16 protein-coding genes are annotated in these 17523 nt (G+C 54.6%); 6 read left to right on the top strand and 10 right to left on the bottom strand.

Going from position 1 to position 17523, the window contains the following annotated elements; genetic code table 11:
• Positions 1-12: 12 nt before the first annotated feature.
• Together D7M11_RS12850 and D7M11_RS12845 are read right to left on the bottom strand one after the other, a co-directional pair.
• Entirely contained in the window at positions 13-777 is a 765-nt protein-coding gene (locus D7M11_RS12850) for a glucose 1-dehydrogenase (RefSeq protein WP_120747634.1), read from the bottom strand.
• Between the two features lie 16 nt (positions 778-793).
• Positions 794-1186: a DUF6220 domain-containing protein gene (locus D7M11_RS12845; RefSeq protein WP_120747633.1), complete on the bottom strand. Its 393-nt coding sequence runs from the start codon at positions 1184-1186 to the stop codon at positions 794-796.
• 228 nt (positions 1187-1414) lie between these two features.
• Between D7M11_RS12845 and D7M11_RS12840 the strand changes: the two genes are divergently transcribed.
• Both D7M11_RS12840 and D7M11_RS12835 read left to right on the top strand, forming a co-directional pair.
• Positions 1415-2080: a response regulator transcription factor gene (locus D7M11_RS12840; RefSeq protein ID WP_275671691.1), complete on the top strand. Its 666-nt coding sequence runs from the start codon at positions 1415-1417 to the stop codon at positions 2078-2080.
• Positions 2077-3405, top strand: a complete 1329-nt coding sequence (locus D7M11_RS12835) for a sensor histidine kinase (RefSeq protein ID WP_120747631.1) — start codon at positions 2077-2079, stop codon at positions 3403-3405. Before D7M11_RS12840 ends, D7M11_RS12835 begins: the two co-directional genes overlap by 4 nt.
• 67 nt (positions 3406-3472) lie before the next feature.
• Here D7M11_RS12835 and D7M11_RS12830 read toward each other — a convergent pair whose 3' ends face one another.
• From D7M11_RS12830 to D7M11_RS12820, 3 genes are all read right to left on the bottom strand, one after another.
• Positions 3473-4309, bottom strand: coding sequence for a phosphotransferase (locus D7M11_RS12830; protein WP_120747630.1), 837 nt, complete (start codon positions 4307-4309; stop codon positions 3473-3475).
• A 39-nt stretch (positions 4310-4348) separates the two neighbouring features.
• Positions 4349-4831 (bottom strand): TetR/AcrR family transcriptional regulator, encoded by a 483-nt coding sequence (locus D7M11_RS12825; protein WP_240041085.1) that lies wholly within the window; start codon positions 4829-4831, stop codon positions 4349-4351.
• 224 nt (positions 4832-5055) lie between these two features.
• Positions 5056-6012, bottom strand: a complete 957-nt coding sequence (locus tag D7M11_RS12820; RefSeq protein WP_120747628.1) for a GNAT family N-acetyltransferase — start codon at positions 6010-6012, stop codon at positions 5056-5058.
• A 394-nt stretch (positions 6013-6406) separates the two neighbouring features.
• Between D7M11_RS12820 and D7M11_RS12815 the strand changes: the two genes are divergently transcribed.
• Positions 6407-9316: a hypothetical protein gene (locus D7M11_RS12815; RefSeq protein WP_147433426.1), complete on the top strand. Its 2910-nt coding sequence runs from the start codon at positions 6407-6409 to the stop codon at positions 9314-9316.
• Positions 9317-9418: 102 nt separating this feature from the next.
• On the opposite strand, the gene D7M11_RS12810 is transcribed toward D7M11_RS12815, so the two are convergent.
• The 5 genes from D7M11_RS12810 to D7M11_RS12790 all read right to left on the bottom strand — a co-directional run bounded on the left by D7M11_RS12810 (position 9419) and on the right by D7M11_RS12790 (position 14138).
• Complete coding sequence (locus tag D7M11_RS12810; RefSeq protein ID WP_120747801.1) at positions 9419-9820, bottom strand: DUF1801 domain-containing protein; 402 nt, start codon at positions 9818-9820, stop codon at positions 9419-9421.
• 2 nt (positions 9821-9822) lie between these two features.
• Positions 9823-10248: a VOC family protein gene (locus D7M11_RS12805; protein ID WP_120747626.1), complete on the bottom strand. Its 426-nt coding sequence runs from the start codon at positions 10246-10248 to the stop codon at positions 9823-9825.
• Between the two features lie 112 nt (positions 10249-10360).
• Complete coding sequence (locus D7M11_RS12800) at positions 10361-12544, bottom strand: metallophosphoesterase (RefSeq protein WP_120747625.1); 2184 nt, start codon at positions 12542-12544, stop codon at positions 10361-10363.
• Positions 12545-12745: 201 nt separating this feature from the next.
• On the bottom strand, positions 12746-13285 hold the full coding sequence (locus tag D7M11_RS12795; protein ID WP_120747624.1) for a GNAT family N-acetyltransferase: 540 nt from the start codon (positions 13283-13285) through the stop codon (positions 12746-12748).
• A 142-nt stretch (positions 13286-13427) separates the two neighbouring features.
• A complete protein-coding gene (locus D7M11_RS12790; protein WP_120747623.1) occupies positions 13428-14138 on the bottom strand; it encodes a phytanoyl-CoA dioxygenase family protein in 711 nt (236 codons plus the stop codon).
• Positions 14139-14478: 340 nt separating this feature from the next.
• Between D7M11_RS12790 and D7M11_RS12785 the strand changes: the two genes are divergently transcribed.
• The 3 genes from D7M11_RS12785 to D7M11_RS12775 are packed head-to-tail and all read left to right on the top strand — an operon-like array spanning position 14479 to position 17436.
• Complete coding sequence (locus D7M11_RS12785; protein WP_120747622.1) at positions 14479-15321, top strand: AraC family transcriptional regulator; 843 nt, start codon at positions 14479-14481, stop codon at positions 15319-15321.
• Positions 15322-15334: 13 nt separating this feature from the next.
• On the top strand, positions 15335-16033 hold the full coding sequence (locus D7M11_RS12780) for a response regulator transcription factor (protein ID WP_120747621.1): 699 nt from the start codon (positions 15335-15337) through the stop codon (positions 16031-16033).
• Entirely contained in the window at positions 16030-17436 is a 1407-nt protein-coding gene (locus D7M11_RS12775) for a sensor histidine kinase (RefSeq protein ID WP_120747620.1), read from the top strand. Before D7M11_RS12780 ends, D7M11_RS12775 begins: the two co-directional genes overlap by 4 nt.
• The last annotated feature ends 87 nt before the right edge of the window (positions 17437-17523 follow it).

Below are 17523 nucleotides of genomic sequence, written 5' to 3'. Positions count from 1 at the left end.
CTCCTCATATCGTCATCTCATGTACATGCCGCCGTTCACGTCCAGCGTTTCGCCGGTTAGGAACGCGGAAAGTTCGGAAGTCAGAAAAAGTACGGCACCGGCCACATCCTCCGGCAATCCTTCGCGGCCCAGCGGAATGCCGGCGACGATCGCTTTGCGAATGTTTTCGGTTTTGAACCGGTCGTTCGACGTGTTTGCGATCACGCCAGGAGCTACCGCATTGATCCGAACGCCTTTTCCGGCGAATTCCTTCGCCGCGTTTTTCGTAAAAGCGAGCATCGCGCTCTTGGCCGCCGCATACATCGCTACACCTGCACCGCCGCCATGATGGGCTGCAAGCGAAGCGATATTCACGATGCTGCCCTTGCCTTTTTCGAGCATAAACGGCAGTACCGCCTTGCTTGCAAACACGCACGATTTGAAGTTGATGCCCAGCATGTCTGTATAATCGTCCTCCGACAATTCCGTGATCGAAGCTCTGCGGTTCATCTGCCCCGCATTATTGACCAGAATATCCACGGTGCAGCCGAATGCGGTGTGAGCCTCCCGTACAAGCGATTCAATCTGCGCGACCTCGGCAAGATCGGCGCCGAATGCGGCCGCCTGCCCTCCCGCTTCCCGAATGCGCAGCACCGTTTCCTCGGCACGCTCCCGATTGCGCCAGTAGTGGACAGCCACCAGAGCGCCGCACGACGCCAGCTTTTCCGCAATCGCCGCTCCAATCCCGCCGCTGCCTCCCGTTACAAGCGCCAATTGTCCGTGCAACAGCCGATTCATAGGTCCGCAAGCCTCCTTAGATCGTAATCTCTCTTTCCCGCTTCGCGCCCCTTGTCGGCTGCTGCTTCCTGACGGCCGTAACGGAGCCCCAGAACAGAAGCACGGCCAGAAGCGGATGAAGCGCGGCAATCGCGATGACGGATGCAAACAGATGAACCGTCATAAATTGCAGGATGACGAGCAGCAGCAGCGCAAGGCTAAGGTAACGGTCCAGCCCCTTGATCCCCCCGGCAAACGTGAGCAGAAACATCGCCAGCGGCACCCACGCGAACCAGTTGACGAACGATGCATGCGTTTTCCACCCGCTCGGTTCGCCGAAAAGCGCCATCCCTGCCAAAACAATTTGTATCACGATACAGGCCAGAAAGACCCTTGCCAATATGCGGTACGCGAAACGACCGGCGTTCATGCCCTCCTCCTCCTTTCTTTCTTGCGCGGTTCGTAACAGATTCCATCGTAAACGAAGCATCTCACGAAAGGCTGAGCGAAACAGTCACAAACCGGTCACCACTTCGTTACAATTCATTACAAGAGAGCCGGACAGAGCGCCATCTATGCTACAATAAGCTCACATTCTTATCGATTCGCTGCGAGGTGAACGGCCCTGAGCCTGGATAACAAACGTACGGTCCTCATCGTGGACGACGACCCGCATATTGCGGAATTAATGCGGGATTATCTCGAGGACGAACAATTCGGCACCGTTATTGCACGGGATGCCGCCGAGGCGATGAGCCGGCTGGAGTCCGATCCGGTCGACTGCATCCTGCTCGACGTTATGATGCCGGGACAAAGCGGCCTGGACCTATGCCGCCACATACGCAAAACGCGCGACCTTCCGATTCTGTTTCTGAGCGCGCGCGGAGAGGATATGGACAAAATACGCGGACTCAGTCTGGGCGGGGATGACTACATCGTCAAATCCGCCACGCCCGAAGAAGTCGTAGCGCGCATCAAGGCGGTGCTTAGACGATATGATCGAGGCGAAAAAGAGCCGAAATCGGAGTGGCGGTTCGGCCGGCTCGTACTTGACGTCAAGGCGCATGAAGCCGTGCTGGACGGGCGGCCTTTGCCGCTGACGCCGAAGGAATTCGACATGTTGTGCCTGTTCGCCGAATACCCGCGCCAAGTTTTTACTTACGAGCAGCTGCTCGATCGTTTCTGGGACGGCATCGGCGACAAACATACGGTAACAGTGCATATCGGGAGAATTCGCGAAAAAATTGAAGAGGACCCGCGGAAGCCGAAAATCATTGTAAGTGTATGGGGCGTCGGCTATCGGTTTGAAGGGGCGCGGCGATGAGCGCGCGGCTGGGCATTCGCCAGTGGATGATCATCGGAATGCTCATTATCCTGATTGTTCCCAGAGCGGCATTTGAAGGCGTGGAACTGCTTGATCGCTACGTCTTTTCTCGCTTCATTCACGAACGTCAGCAGGCCGACTTGAAGACGGCAATCGGCATCGTGAGCGGTGCGGATACCTCACGTTGGGCCGATCCGGGCTGGCAGGCTTCGCTGCAAAGCTTCGCGGAACCGGCTCATATCGGGATCGCGCTGCTGGACCGCTCCGGGCAAGACGTATGGCATACCACTTCCGCCGGGCAGAAGGAAAACGCCATTCGGCAGCTGGACGTTTTCGAGCAGGGGGAGCTTCGCGGACAAGCGTTATTTTATGCAGCTCAACGCGGCAGCAGCTTCGCCGCCGTCAGTGCAGTTATCGTGGCGATCATGGCCATCTTGTTTATAGGCTGGCAGATGGGCCGCTTTGTAGTCAAACCGCTCGAGGCGATGAGCGTGGCGGCCAGACGGATCGCAGGAGGCGATCTGGACTTTCATCTGCCCGATTCCTCCGTGCGGGAAGTGGCGACGGTGCGATCGGCTTTCCATGTTATGGGGAGCGGTCTGCGCGAGTCGCTGACCCGCCAGTCGGAGCTGGAGGAAGAGCGCCGCTTCATGATCGGTTCGATCGCACACGACTTGCGGACGCCGTTGTTTGCGCTGCGGGGGTATTTATCGAGACTGGAGCAAGGACGTGCGAATGGCAACCCGGAGAAAACCGCGCGTTACTTATCCGTTTGTTGCCAAAAGGCCGATTTGCTCGAACGGCTTATTTCCGATCTGTTCGCTTATGCGAAGCTCGAATCGATGGAGCAAAGCTTGCGGCCGGAGCCGGTTGAAGCAGGGCGGCTGTTCGCCGAGCTGGCCGACCAATATCGCCCGGTGGCGAAGGAGAAGGTCATCGAACTCCGCTATGAGGAGAACATCCATGCGGCGGAAGTTACTTTTGCCGGAGATACGCATTTGCTGCACCGTGCCCTCGGCAATCTGCTCGACAATGCCGTCCGGCATACGCCGCCGGGGGGACATATCGATTTGGGCTGGCGCGCGTACGGGGATCGCCTCGAATTCATAATCGAAGACAGCGGACCCGGGATCCCCGAGGCGGAACAGCAGCTCGTCTTCGAGCCGTTTTATCGCGGTGAGCCGTCGAGACATGCGGCTTACGGAGGGGCCGGACTTGGGCTTGCAATCGCACGCCGGATCATGCGGGCACATCACGGAGAGCTTTCTGTCCGGAACCGTGACTCGTCCGGCGGGGCTGTTTTCGCAGGCTGGATTCCGTTGTAAAAAATGAAGGGGCCCGCGCCATCTTTGTGAATGCGAAGCCCCTTCTATCTGTTTCAGGCTACTACTTCTAGAGCCTTGTTCGTATGTCATGGAGCAGCCGGGCTCTTTCTTCCGCGCCTATGTCCGCCGACAGTTTGCAAGCCGCCACCGGGGCGATCCACGAATTTATTTCCTCAAAAGTAATGCCAGACAGCGACGAATACTCGTGAACAAAGTGCTCGACCGAAGCTTCTCTTAAGCCGTTGATATAATTTGCGGACTCGCCGGGCAAATAGGCAGGTAATTCGGCGTATTTCATTGTAATAATATATTCGGCGATATCCGCTTCAGGATTGCCAATAGCCGCATTCAACCAATCTATGGCAAATATACGGCCGTTCCGGATCATGATATTGCCCGGGTTCGGATCGCCGTGACATAGCTGTTGCTTGACTGGTAATCGCTCCAGTAAAGCCAGTACAGCATCTTTCTCATGCACAGTTATACAGTCGGCTCTGCCGATTACGAACTTCATAATCTCCCTCTGAGACGGCAGCTTAAGACAGGAGTGTTGATGGACGCCATATAACCATTCTGCAGTAATACAAGCGTTAGTCCGGATGTTTCGCATTCGTTCTTCATCTGAAACAGGGCCGCTCATTGCTTGATTGACATAACGTCCCAAAAGTGATTCGCCCTTGATGCGTTCGTACAGGATACCCAGTCTGCCATCTATCTCCTTAATTTCAAACGGCTGAGGAACGGACAGCCCTTTCTCCCAAACAAGACAGTGGTTTTCATATTCTCTCTGGATGGCGTACAGGTTAGTATTCGGCTTTGCCAGCTTGATGACTTTATTGCTGCCCCACGCATAGACGTCGGAGCCGTTTCCTTCACCGATTTTGGGGCCCAGCTCGCTATTCAACCGCACCTCTCTCCTTCCCTGTATTCCCTCGTACTAGATTTAGGGCCTGGATATCCCTTCCTGAAGCAATAATGCTTCATACATGTCGCGTATCAAATCGGTTGCTTCCTCGATGCTTAGCTCCATTGTGCTCGTATTGATCATCGTTCCTAATCCAATCAAGTAAATCATAAGTTTCTTCAATACCTGCCTAAGTCTGCCCTCCTCCACCGTACTGAGTCTCCCGCGCAGCCGCAGATGGGCGATCATCATTTCTTCGCCGATGAACTTTTCTTTGGACAAGTCATACTTTTTATGACCGGACAAATAAACCGTCCGGAACAACTGCTTCTCGTTTTTGGCGAAATGCAATCCCCCGATAGCCAAGTTTAAGGCAGGCGCGTTAGCGGCATCCTTCACGCCTTCCTTCATACTCGTCAGCGCGTAATCGACGGCAAGATTGTACACATCATCCTTTAGGTCCGTCATTTTTCCGTAAGCGCTATAGATCGGTTGGGTCGAGCATTTTAAGTGCTGAGCCACACTTCTTGCCGTAAGAGCACCCAGCCCTTGCTTTCGTACAATCTCAAACGCCGCATCCAAAACCTTTTCTTTCGTAATTTCCGCTTTTGGGGGCATAACTCACCTCTAGTCCATAAAATAACATTTGTTATATAACTAATGTTATATATAGATTCATGGATTGTCAATTCATAAAAAGAACACCGTGCCTAAAACTGGCCGGTGTTCGTCCGATCTATGCCCAATTACGCCTCAACTACCTTTTGTCTCTCCCACAGCATCATATACTGCTCGTAGTTCAGCGTGAAGCCTGCTTCGTGAAGCAGCTCGTTCAGTTCCGGGTTAGCTGCGGACATGTCGCTAACTCTACGGGTGCACGGCTCATCGTACGGGCCGTAAAGCTCCGCCAACAGCAAGCGGAACAAAAGCTCCCGATCGCTGCGATCCGGACTTACTTCGCATTGACGAAGCGTAACCGACTTCAGCTTGCCGGCCGCATCGCGCGAGCGCTGGAACAACGCGTAAGCAACCGGCTTGTTTTCCTCGTCATAGACGACAAGCGATTCTCCCCGGGGCAAGTTGTGCCACATGCAGCCCCATGCCGCCTGCTCGCGGTAATAGGGAATCGCAGCGACGTTGGCGCTCAAGCCATATTCCAGCCGCACCCCGCCGGGACGCCTGCTTTCTGGCAAAAACGGCTCCTTCAGCGGCTCTTCGCGGGTCATGCCGAGTATTTTATCGGCGATGCGAAAGCCCCCCTTCTCGTAGGAGGCGATGGCCGGAGCGTTCTTGGCGACGACCTCCAATACGCCGATATCCACCTCTTGCTGAATCAGCACTTGTCTCGCTTCCTGCATCATCAGCTTGGCCAGCCCGAGTCCGCGGCATTCCGGGAAAACGCCCGTTCCCCCGTTCCAGCCCAGCTTGACCCCATTTACGGTTTTAATCGCGATAAAGACGAAGCCGACCGGTTTCTCGTCGACGAAGCCAACAATCGATTGCTCCGCCCGTATGCCGCTCGAGCCGAAGCTGTCCATCAGCCGGTCCAGCGCATCCGGCGCCGGGGTTCCGGGCTTGGGAAAATCGGGATAGTATTGCCTCATCGAATCGTGATACCCTTCAAATCCTCTCTGTCTCAGCTCCAAGGCCTGCTCGAACGTACATTGGCTCAATCGGCCAATCCGGATTGCCGGTTTGTTCATAGCGTTCGCTCTCCTTCCTCACTCCGGCAACAACATGCTGCCCATAGACTCGAGGCTTGTTCAAACCAATCGAGCCCTGCCCCTGTTACTTTTTACCTGCGCCTATTTACTTCGCCCGCTCCGTCCGATTTCCTGCCGGTTTTAATCAATTTCCGCAAACGGATCGTAGGCAGCGGCGTTTGTTTTGGCTCCAAATGTCAGAATTGTCAAGCTCTCGCTTCTATTGACTGGAAATCTGGATGCGATTACGATGAACTTGACCAGTCGCCCATCGTTATTCAAAGGTCGAAGGAGTGTTTCGTTAAAATCATACGAACGGTGTCGCCCGTCTCTTGATTTGGTTCGTTTTGTCAAACAGCTTGCTACCGACAAACCATCCGGAAGGGAGAATCGTATGATGAAACACGGAAAGCCCCAGTATGCCGTCTTATGGATCGCCGCGCTGCTGCTGTTACTCGGCGCGATAACCCCGATCGTCCCGCTCCAGCGGGCGGAAGCAGGAGGAATTCCGATTACGCTTGTCAATCCGTCTTTTGAAGAACCTTTGTCGGCGGGCTCGATCCCCGGCTGGACGCAAACGTTTGGGTCCGGCGGCATATCCGTCTCCTCCGCTCAAGCGTTCAGCGGCACCAAAAGCTTGCAGCTCACCGACACCTCGACCACCGCTTCCCTCGGCATTGAAAGCGCAAAAGTATCCGGCATCGCCGCCGGAGAATCGGTTGCCGCAACCGCAAAAGCTTATGTCACCAGCAGCTCCGCCGCCATTTACGTACGATTCTACGACAGCTCCGGCACGCTGCTGGACAGCGCCGCTGAGTGGGTATCCTCTCCTGCAAATCAATGGACTTCCGTAACCGTCACCTCCATCGCTCCGGCCAACACTACACAAGTTGCCGTGTTACTCTATAGCTCCGTATCCGGCACCACTTCCGTTTACTTCGACAATGTCAGCCTGGAGAGGATCATTCGCAATGCCGGCTTCGAGGAAGGACCTGTGGGGACAACCATTCCCGGCTGGGCGCAAACCTTCGGTTCGACCGGCATCTCCGTCTCCGCCGACAGAGCAAATGCCGGCAGCAAGAGCCTGAAGCTTGTCGACGGCAGCACGACCGGCTCCATCGGCGTCGAGAGCGATAAGCTGTCCGTTACGGCCGGGCAAGCGATCAGCGCGACATCGATGGTGTATTTGGAGAGCGGAACGGTCAGCCTCAACATCCGGTTTTGGGATGCCGGCAACAATATGCTGCAGATGGCGACGCAAACGTATAGCGGCCCTCTGTCGCAGTGGAGCATAGCGAACGTCTCGGCTGTTGCGCCGGCCGGTACAACGAAGTTCAGCATTCTGCTGTACAGCACGCTCGCGGGGACAGCCAGCGCCTATTTTGACAGCATCTCCTTATCCGGCCCGCTCATCACCAATCTCGGGGTGCAGATCACGAATGCATCGGCCTCCTATGCCGCATTCGGGCAAGATTCCAGCGGCAATGAGCTGCTGTATCTCGGATCGAACGGCAACCCATCCAAACTCGCGGTGTATAACGCGAAAACGGGTGCGACGCTTCACACCTTCGATCTTCCCGGAGCGACGGCCGTTTGGGGGATGACGGTAGCGACCGATGGCAAGCTGTATGTAGGTACCGCTTCGGGCAAGCTGTTCCAGTATAGTCCCGACGCCTCCTCCGTCACCGACCTGGGCCAGGCGATTACCGGCGAAACGACAATCTGGGAGCTAACTAGCGGCACTAACGGGAAAATTTACGGTGGTACGTATCCGGGCGGCAAAGTGTTCAAGTACGAACCGGGAAGCGGATTTACCGCTTTCGGCGGGCAGATCGAACCCGGCGAGCAGTATGTCCGCTCCATCGCCTATGACGAAAGCGATCACCAACTCTATATCGGGATCGGCTCACATGCGCATCTGATCCGTTATGACAACGATACCGGCGTCAAAACGAACATTTTGCCGTCCGCCTATGCCGGAGAAGAGTTTGCTTATTATACGAACTATGCAAACGGGAAAATTTTCACGAAAATGAGTCCAACGAACGTCACCCTTGTCATCGACAAGACTTCGCTGCAAGTAGACGCCACAATCAGCGGCACCGGCTCCATCGGCGTTTCCCGGCTTTCGCCGGCGGCGAACAAGGTGTACTACACAAAGGGCGGCAGCTTGTACGCGTACGATTTGTCCGCCAAAACCGAAACGCAGCTCGCAAACGTCGGCTCGAAGATCATCGGCTCCACCTTCGTCTCTCTGAATGAAACCGGATATCCCGGCTATACGTTATTGGCCGCGCTCCGTTCGGGCGAAATTCTAAAATACAACCTGGATACCGGTACTTGGGCCAAGACGCCGATCGCGCTGCCCGAATCTCCTACCACGATTCAGTCGATCAAACAAGGGCCGGACGGCAACATTTATAGCGTCGGTTATTTGGTTGGCGGGATGGGCGTGTACAATCCGGCGACGGGAGTCCAAACCAAATACAGAAACGTCGGGCAGGCGGAAAACATAACAGTCGCGGGCAATTCGCTATACTTCGGTATTTATCCGGGCGCCATCATTCAGCAATACGACGTAACCCAGCCGTGGGCGCCTACCGGGACGCCGAAAAATCCGAAGACGCTGTTCGACTTGGACTCCTGGGAACAAGACCGTCCGTTCGGCATGCTGGCCGTTCCGGCATTGAATAGGCTGTTCGTCGGCACGGTACCCGCCTATGGAAAGCTTGGAGGCGCGTTCGCCGTTTATGATCTGACGACCGGCAGCCTGAATGTGACCCGCAACATCATAACCGATCAGAGCGTCATCGCGCTGGCTAACAAAAACAACGAGGTATTCGGAGGGACTTCCGTTTGGGGCGGACTCGGCATAACGCCGTCGGCAACGGAAGCGAAGCTGTTCGTCTGGGATACGGCAACGAACCAGAAGGTGTTCGAAACCGTTCCGGTTGCCGGCAAACGCGCCATTACGTCGTTAATGACCGGCCCTGACGGGAACATTTGGGGAGTGGCCGAAGGCACGCTGTTCGTGTTTAATCCGGCTACGCGCACGGTGGTTTACAGCGCGAATAAGTTCCCCGTCAGCTACGCCGGCGCCAATCAAGTATGGCGGGACGCCAAAATGGAGCTGAACAGCGACGGGTATATTTATGTAACGGTAGGCGGTAAGCTGTACCGCATCGATCCGGCTACGAAAAATACGGAGACGGTTGTCTCCAGCGGCGCCTCTTTGCTCGCCCAGGACAATAACGGAGATTTGTACTACACATCGGGCGTGAACTTGTTCAAATACGACAAGTAGTCGATAGGCCGAACAACAAAAACGCGGGCCGCCGTTCAATGGCGACCCGCTTTCTTTTGATGTACCGAATTCTTGGATATGATCCTAGCGTTATTGACCTTATTACGTACTCGCAGCTTTCAGCCATTTCGCAACGACTTCGAGCAGCTTGTCCCGCTTCGCCCTTACATCTTCGGTACTGGTGAACTTGACGATAGCCCGATCGTTCGCGGCCCATTGCAGCAGCCCTGCCGAGTCCGCGATGAGCGGCTCCTTGGGCGCAGCGCCCTTAACTTTAGCCCCGCAATGAAACACGAGACGGAAAAACCCGCTGCCGTGCAGTTGGAACGTGATCCGGTCCTCGCCGCAATAGCAGAAGCTGGGCGCATTCCATTTGATCCGCTCGGTAATGGAAGCGTCGACGCTAAGAATGATGGCCCGTACTTCCTCAATCGCTTCTTTCATCGGATGCTGCAGGTCGCTCATGTAGGCGGCGACGGCGTCTTCGCCCTGGTCCCTGTTCACGCTCACGCGTCAGGTCCTTTCGGCATCTGGCTCATATCCATATACAATACGTTCCACCGGTGTCCGTCCAGATCGGCAAAGCCGCAGCCGTACATCCAGCCGCCGTGGCTGTCCGGTCTGCTGAATACGGTGCCGCCCAGCTTTTCCGCCTTAACCGCCCATTCATCCACTTCTTCCCTGCTCTCTGCACCGATCGATAGCAATATTTCGGACGCCTTCCTGGCGTCGGTGACTTCGCTGCCCGTAAACCGCTTGAAAGCGGACTCGGCAAACAGCATCACGACCACGCTCTTCTCGCCAACGATAAAGCTGGCGGAATCGTCTCCGTTGCCATGATGAGGGTTGAGCGTAAAACCAAGCTCGGTGAAAAAGGTTCTGGACCGGTTGACATCCTTCACTGGCAGATTGATCCAAATGTCCTTTGCCATGTATATCTAACTCCTTTTCCATTCATGTACACCTATAATAACATGAAATGGAATCCGGATTTCTTCCTGATTGCTCTCTTCGCAGGCTGCTCGCAAGTCACGTTCGTAAACGTCAGATAACGGCGACCTTTATCGCGATGCGCCCCTCTCTCCATCCGCACTTAACCGTAATGAACGTTTCGCCCACAGCGAGAGCGGTTACGTTGCCCTCCTGATCGACCGCTGCAAGATCCGCCTGCTCGCTGCTCCACTCCGCCTTGAACGGGTAGCCGATCGGAAGTGTGATCGGGGTATTGGTTGACGTCAAAAACGTGCCCGCCGCATTCAACTTCCATCTGTCCCCGACCCTAGCTTTAACCGGCCCGCCGTCCGGCCAATCGATCGATTCAAGCAGGGGAATAACATCCCACGTCACAGTCGCACCCTCCACATGCACGTTCAAATAATGATAATAACCTCCTTTCTCGGGCGCTATATGCGCCTGCTTGCCCCCTCCGCCGGATATGATGTAATGGACTCCTTGCACCAGCTTGTGCTGGTATACGTGGAAGTCGCCGGAAAATACGAAAACATTCGTTTCGGGCCGTCCCTGCTTGAAGCTGCCGAGCAAGTCGTAAAATCGCTGCGCCTCCAGCTTGTCCATAAAGCCGTGTCTGGTATTGTAATCTTCACCCGAAGGGCTGAGCTGATCCGGAGGAACGTGCATGAAGATGAATACGTTCGGTAAAGCGGCCTCCCTTAATTCGTTTTCGAGCCATAACCACTGTGAGGCGTCCGAGCGCGTCAGATGACCGGAAGCGGAGTCCAGCACGATCATAAGCGTATTGCCGTACACATAAGCGTAGGTCGGATCGCCAAAATGGTCCTGAAAATGGCGGCGCGATCCCGTGCCGGAAACTTCATGGTTGCCGATCGCAAGCAGGTAAGGCTTCCCGAACCCGCTCATCCGCTTAATCGCTTCGGCATAACCTGCCGTTGTATCGTTGTCGACAATATCTCCGGTATACCCGATCAGTTCGGAAGGTTCGCGCCGGATACGGGACATCTGCTCCGTGAGCAGCAGATCGGCGGCCGTAGCCTGGGTACGGCTGCTAGCCGTATAATACCCGCCGTCCCCGATGACAGTCATGCTGAATCGATCGGCGATTCGGGGCTGCCCCGGCAAAGCGCCTACCCGGAACGACCAGCTGCATTCGCAGCGGTTACCGGCGTTGTCCGCCGCCACGATACGCACCTGATACTCCGTCAACGGAGTTAGCTTCTCACGGCAAGTGAAAAATACGGTCTCGCCGCTATGTCCAACCTGCTGGGGCTGTCCGTCCAGCCATACGCGCAGTTGTGTAAAGTCTACCCCGGCATGATCGTCCTCGATTGCCGCGGCGATTCGCGGATGATCCGTATTTACCGCCGTTCCCGGCAGCGGACTAATAATGCGAACGACGGGCGGCGTCCGGTCGGGAGATGTATCGATCACGAACGACCAGTGAGCCTTCGGAACGGCGGGATTTCCGGCGCGGTCACTGGCCTCGATTACTACCTCATGTTCGCCGTCGTTCAGTGGCAGCACCGGCGTATAGACGATTCGCCCGCTGTCCGCATCGTACGAGAAAGAAACGCTTATGCCGTCCACTGTTATAAGCAGCGTACTCTCATCGACTCCCGACTGGCTATCCCGAACAATAGCGCTTACAATCGGCTCGGCATTGTGCACCGTTTGACGCGGCCGGGGCCGCATATCGCTGAACTCCGGGCCGCTCCAGTCTTCTCCGACCTCCTCATACTCCGCAACAAGCCCGTCCATATAACAAACGCCGCTATCCTTGTTATCGTTCTCCGTCTCGACCACATACAGATGAACGAGCTTGATCGGTTGCTTCAAGCCTTCGGGTACATTAGCGCTTACGTACTTCCACCCTTCCCAGCGCAGCTCTCCCTTGGCGGTAAAATCGATCGGCTTCTTCTCGTGATCGGCGTCGATGAGCAGTCCCCTCAGCCAATGACCGCCGGTATTGCCGTACAGCCAAACACCGATTCGTCTCGGATACCCTTCCAGCGTCCGGTGTGGACGTTCGGGCGAGTCATGAAACAGCACATAGGCGCAAGACGTACCGATCGTACCGGTAAAATCGTACTCCAAACGCAGCGACTGCGAACCGAAGCGAACATAATCGGACCGCCGCTCCGAATCGATGCTCACCTGGTTCGCCTGGACGGAACGAACCCCGATCCGCTCCAGCTGTTCAAAATCTTCAATACTAACAGGAGACTTCGCAGCCGCCGTCCGATCGATGGTCATCGGGTTCACCTCTAAAAAATATTGTTTCTCTTTTTATTAATAATTGAGAATATTTGCTACAAGCCTGCTATATGGAACAATAACATCCAAGATCAGGAAAGTAAATAGTTGAGCCTATTCAAACTCCTTGAAAAACAAGGCTATGTCGAATTCTAATGCTGATAATAAACCATAAGAAAACCGCCTTGCTGAAAAGGCGGTTCATTGAGCTATCGTGCCCTTTAATTTAAAGTCGCGCAATCTTAAAATCATTAAGTCTTCATCGAAATACTGTTCATCAAACTTTAATGCATGTGGTTCTACACCATAAACTTCAAACCCAAGCGAGACATATAAGCTTTTTGCTGATTTGTTATTAGACACAACCGTCAAATGAATCTGTTCCAATCCTTCACATTCTTTTGTTGCTCTTTCAATCAAGGCTACTAGAAGGGCTTTACCTAACCCCCGTCCTCGAAATTTAGGCTCTACGTACATGCCGTAAATATTTCCTTTATGCGCCGTCTTAAGCCTGTTTTCACGTGAAAAATTGACAATGCCGACTAATGTGTTATTGTCGTCAAAACATCCCAATGCAAATTGATTTTTTGTATGCTGTATCCTTTCTATAATGTGCCCCAGAGGTTTAGTTTCTTCTTGCTCATACGTTGATCCAAATGCATCGGGATCATTTTTCAATGCACGCAACCTTACTTCCTTGTACACTTGGGCATCAGAGTCATTCAACAAACGAATGTTCATTGGTCACTTCCGTTCATTTATCAAATTGTTCCAAATAAACTTATTATAGAACATTCGTTCGTAACCATCAATTATCAACAACAAAGTTAACATAGCCAAAAACAAAAAAGCCGTGACCCACACACGGCTTTTCGCAATCGGATTATTTTTTAAGCGCGGACAGCAGCTCCCGGTCGGTCAGAAGCTTGCCGGTTTCCGCATAGCGGCAGACAGCCGAAGACACTTGGAACGCATAAGCTCTTCTTGGCTTGTCCGTATGGTTCGTTTTGCTGTGATGCAGCGTCTCCCGGTGGAAAATAACCGCGTCGCCGGGAGCCATCGGATTGCACGGCATCCCGTTCTCGGGATCGGCAGCCCGGCGGTGCTTGGAACCGGATTCGTTCAGATCCGCTTGCCGTCCGAGGCGATGCGAACGCGGAGCCAGCCACAAGCCCGCATTTTCTTGGGTAATCGTGTCGAGCGCGATAAATCCGTTCAGCATATGGCCGAGAATGTGCGTGTACATATTATCCTGGTGCCAGGCGAGCCCTTCCCCGTGCGGCGGCACTACGGCGTACATGCCCATCCAGAGCCTAACCTGATCGCCAAGTACACGCTCGTACACATCGATTAGGGTAGAGGAGGAAAGCATGCTTGCCGTTTCAGGAAATTGCGCCGCGCTTTTGTCGAAATGAACAAATGCGTTCGATTTCCATTCGCCGCCCTCCGCCTTGTTGGCAAACTCCGCTTGCTCCGCGTTGATGCGATCCACGGTTTCCTTCGTAATAAAGCCGGGTGCGTAGAAGAAACCCTCGCGGTAAAATTGTTCGATCATATCCTCAGTCAGTACAAAATTCGAAATCGTATGTGTCAATGTGTTCTCCTCCTTGGAGGTCCGGTGATTAACTACACTACAGGTTTATGAAGATGCCTCCGATCGCTCTTGGTCCCAAATTTTCTGATTGAATAGGCCCTGCTAAGGTGAAAATTCGGGAACAAAGGCGACCGCTGCCGTTTCTCCGGCATCATTCAAAACCTTCCGCTCAGTTATTCACTGGCCTTTTAGTTCGTTATGACGTAAGTGTAAGGGAACACGGAGTTAAAAACTGCTCGAAAGCACACAAAAAATTGTATTTTTGTTCATAACGATATACGATACTGCTAGGCATGGCGATCGATCCTATAACCGGATAGGACAACTCACGGAGGAACCTATGTTTTACGACGATATTCGGTTGGAGAAAGAATGGAATTTTGTAAATAAGCTCGGCACGTTAACCGAGCATGCCATGCACGTTCACGACGCCCTCGAGGTCAGCATACTGCTGGAAAACGACGCCAAGTATCGGGTCATCGACCGCGATTATTACGGCAAGCCCGGAGACGTATTCGTGTTCCGCCCCTTCGAGCCGCACTACAATCTCGCCCAAACACGCGACAAGCCGGTAAAATGGATCATGCTGCTCTTCTCCCCTTCCATCGTACGGCTCATTCCGGAGGGCAGCAAGCTGCTCCAACCGTTCTATACGGCAGCGGGCCGCTTCTCCCCCTTAATTCCGGCCTCCTCCCCTTACGCGGAACTGATTCACAGGGCGGCCAGGCTTGCCGTGGACGAGGAAGAACGGAAGCTGCCCGGCTGGCAGGCCAAACAGTATCTTGCCTTTATCGATATCCTCGTTTCGATCTACCGCCACTACCTGGAGCAGATGGACGCGGCCTCGACCCCTGAGCAAAAACCGGCCGAAGGCATGATTCGCGTCATCGAGTTCGTTCTGTCGCATTTTGCGGAAGACATCGATACCGAACAGCTCATTCATATGGCCAATATGCGGAAAACGATGTTTTTCAAGCAGTTTAAAGAGCTTACGAGCTTGTCGCCCAACGAATTTATAAGCCGGCTTCGTCTGCAAGCGGCCCTTTATTATTTGGATCATACCGACAAGTCGATAACGGAAATCGCCTTCGAATGCGGCTTTCGCTCGCTGAGTTATTTCAATAAACAGTTCAAGATGTTCCGGGGTATCGCTCCCAGAGAGCACCGGGCCCGGCTGAAATAGGGGGTTAAGCACCATGATCCGTCTGCTTTGGATTGAAGATGAGCAGCGATTGCTGACGGAAGGGCAATCTTTCTTGCAAGCAGAGGGCTTCTCGGTGACATGCGCCGGGACGGTCCGCGAGGCCGAGGCTTATCTGAACGGTCAGATGTTCGACTTTATTTTGCTGGACTGGATGCTTCCCGACGGCTCCGGGATCGAGTTGTGCAAGCAAATTCAAACCCGCTGGAAGACGCCTGTGATGATGCTAACCGCCAAAACGGACGAATTCGACAAGGTGCTGGCGCTGGAGATCGGCGCGGACGACTATCTCACGAAGCCGTTCGGCATGCGCGAGCTGCTGGCGCGGATCAAGGCGGTTCTGAGACGCATGAAGAAGTGGAGCGAGCCGGATGCGGCTCCCTCCCCCCATGAATGGGCAAGAGGTGATCTGCGTATCGATGAACATAAGTATACCGTCACCAAGAAGGGCGATCAGATTCCGCTGACACGCACCGAATTTGCCCTGCTCCTTCAGCTCGCCAAACATCCCGGACGGGTGTACAGTCGTCTGCAGTTAATGGACGAAGCGCTGGGCGACACTTATATCGGCTTCGAACGCACGATCGATTCGCATATCCGCAACCTGCGCAAAAAAATCGAAGACAATCCGGTAGAACCGCAATACGTGCTGACGGTTTTCGGGATCGGTTATAAGTTCGGAGAAGGCCTATGAGGACGCGCGGGACCGGGAAAGCTTCCGGAGCCGATCAAAGCCGGAAAACGCCTTTGTCCTTATCTGCAGCCGTTGCCATCCGGGGTATCGGCATCACGCTGCTTCTGACTGTAGCGGCAGCAGCAATCGTCTGGTGGATTGCGGCAGCCCACGACCGGCAGGAAAAGCTGCGAAACAATTATTATTGGGACTCCTATTTGACGACTCTCTACGGTTTGCACGGTTCTTGGCCCGGAGTTACGGATGTATTGAAAACGGACAAAACTTCCCGCGCCGACATCGGACGTGTACGGGTATGGGACGCGGAGCGGCGGCCCGTTTTCAGAGCGGATGAATCGGACGTGAGCGCCGGTTCGCCTCCCGCCGGCCGCGAATTACGACCTATCCTTTATCGGGGAGCCATTGTCGGTTACTTTGAGGCAGCTTCTCCGCTTCGCCCGTTCCTTGCCGATTGGAAGCCGTTCGCCGTGCTTTTCGCTGCGGCCGCCGCCGGGATCGGCTTGTTTCTGACACTGTCCCAATTCGCGAAAAACGGACAAGCTTACGAACGAGCTCGTTTTCGCGGCAGGCTCTCGCGATTGCTGAACGGCCCTGCCGATATTCGCGGCAGCGCTTGCGAAGACTCCCCTCGAACGGACAAACGTACCGACCGCGAAGCGGGCTTGCTTGACCCGGATATCGAGCATTTGCTCGATCGGCTGGACATGCGCATCCGCAAGCTCGAGAAAGTGCGCAAAACGATGGTTGCAGATATCGCCCACGAACTCCGAACACCACTTGCCGTAATGCGGGCCCAGCTCGACAACGCCCTGGTCCGCCAAACCCCGCTTCCGCCTGAAAGTCTGGTGCTGCTGCATGACGAGGTGTACCGGATCACGAAGCTCGTACACGATCTCCAGCAGCTCGCATTGGCGGAATCCGGCCATCTTGCGCTGGAGAAACGCTGGTTTTCGCTCCGCGAGCTAACCGGCTCAGTCGCCGAGGCGCTGGACCTTACGGCCGAAGAAAGCGGCTGCCGGATTTCCGTCGTTTGTCCGGACGAAGCGCGCACATACGGCGACGAAGCGAGAATCCAGCAGGTGCTGGTAAACATTATCGGCAACGCCGTTCGGCATGCGAAATCAAGCGTTCATCTCGCGGTGGAAAGCGGCGAACGGCAAAGTGTTATTCTCATCACCGACGACGGAACGGGTATCGAGGAAGAGGAGCTGCCCCACGTCTTCGAACGGTTTTACCGCGGCTCCCGCAAGCCGGACGCAACTGGCGGGGCGGCGGGTCTCGGTCTCGGTCTCGCGATTGTGAAGGAATATGTGGAAGCGCATCGGGGCAGCGTATCCGTTAGCAGCGTTTGGGGCCGCGGCACGACATTTGCCATAACGCTTCCCGTCTTTGCCGAAGACTGAGACTAGAGTCTGTATGCCGGAGACGTTCACAATCCCCCGCCCAATGAACGGCTTCATTTCTGCACAAAATCTGCATAAGTTCTCCAT

Origin of the sequence: Paenibacillus ginsengarvi (assembly GCF_003626695.1) — a bacterium.
Classification (GTDB): Bacteria; Bacillota; Bacilli; order Paenibacillales; family NBRC-103111; genus Paenibacillus_AB; species Paenibacillus_AB ginsengarvi.
This window is presented reverse-complemented; position numbering and strand designations above follow the sequence as displayed.

What these genes read in the sequence shown, in the direction of transcription:
- D7M11_RS12850 (WP_120747634.1), bottom strand. Translation starts at nt 777, where the DNA reads ATGAATCGGCTGTTGCACGGACAATTGGCGCTTGTAACGGGAGGCAGC.
- D7M11_RS12845 (WP_120747633.1), bottom strand. Translation starts at nt 1,186, where the DNA reads ATGAACGCCGGTCGTTTCGCGTACCGCATATTGGCAAGGGTCTTTCTG.
- D7M11_RS12835 (WP_120747631.1), top strand. Translation starts at nt 2,077, where the DNA reads ATGAGCGCGCGGCTGGGCATTCGCCAGTGGATGATCATCGGAATGCTC.
- D7M11_RS12820 (WP_120747628.1), bottom strand. Translation starts at nt 6,012, where the DNA reads ATGAACAAACCGGCAATCCGGATTGGCCGATTGAGCCAATGTACGTTC.
- D7M11_RS12815 (WP_147433426.1), top strand. Translation starts at nt 6,407, where the DNA reads ATGATGAAACACGGAAAGCCCCAGTATGCCGTCTTATGGATCGCCGCG.
- D7M11_RS12805 (WP_120747626.1), bottom strand. Translation starts at nt 10,248, where the DNA reads ATGGCAAAGGACATTTGGATCAATCTGCCAGTGAAGGATGTCAACCGG.
- D7M11_RS12800 (WP_120747625.1), bottom strand. Translation starts at nt 12,544, where the DNA reads ATGACCATCGATCGGACGGCGGCTGCGAAGTCTCCTGTTAGTATTGAA.
- D7M11_RS12795 (WP_120747624.1), bottom strand. Translation starts at nt 13,285, where the DNA reads ATGAACATTCGTTTGTTGAATGACTCTGATGCCCAAGTGTACAAGGAA.
- D7M11_RS12785 (WP_120747622.1), top strand. Translation starts at nt 14,479, where the DNA reads ATGTTTTACGACGATATTCGGTTGGAGAAAGAATGGAATTTTGTAAAT.
- D7M11_RS12780 (WP_120747621.1), top strand. Translation starts at nt 15,335, where the DNA reads ATGATCCGTCTGCTTTGGATTGAAGATGAGCAGCGATTGCTGACGGAA.
- D7M11_RS12775 (WP_120747620.1), top strand. Translation starts at nt 16,030, where the DNA reads ATGAGGACGCGCGGGACCGGGAAAGCTTCCGGAGCCGATCAAAGCCGG.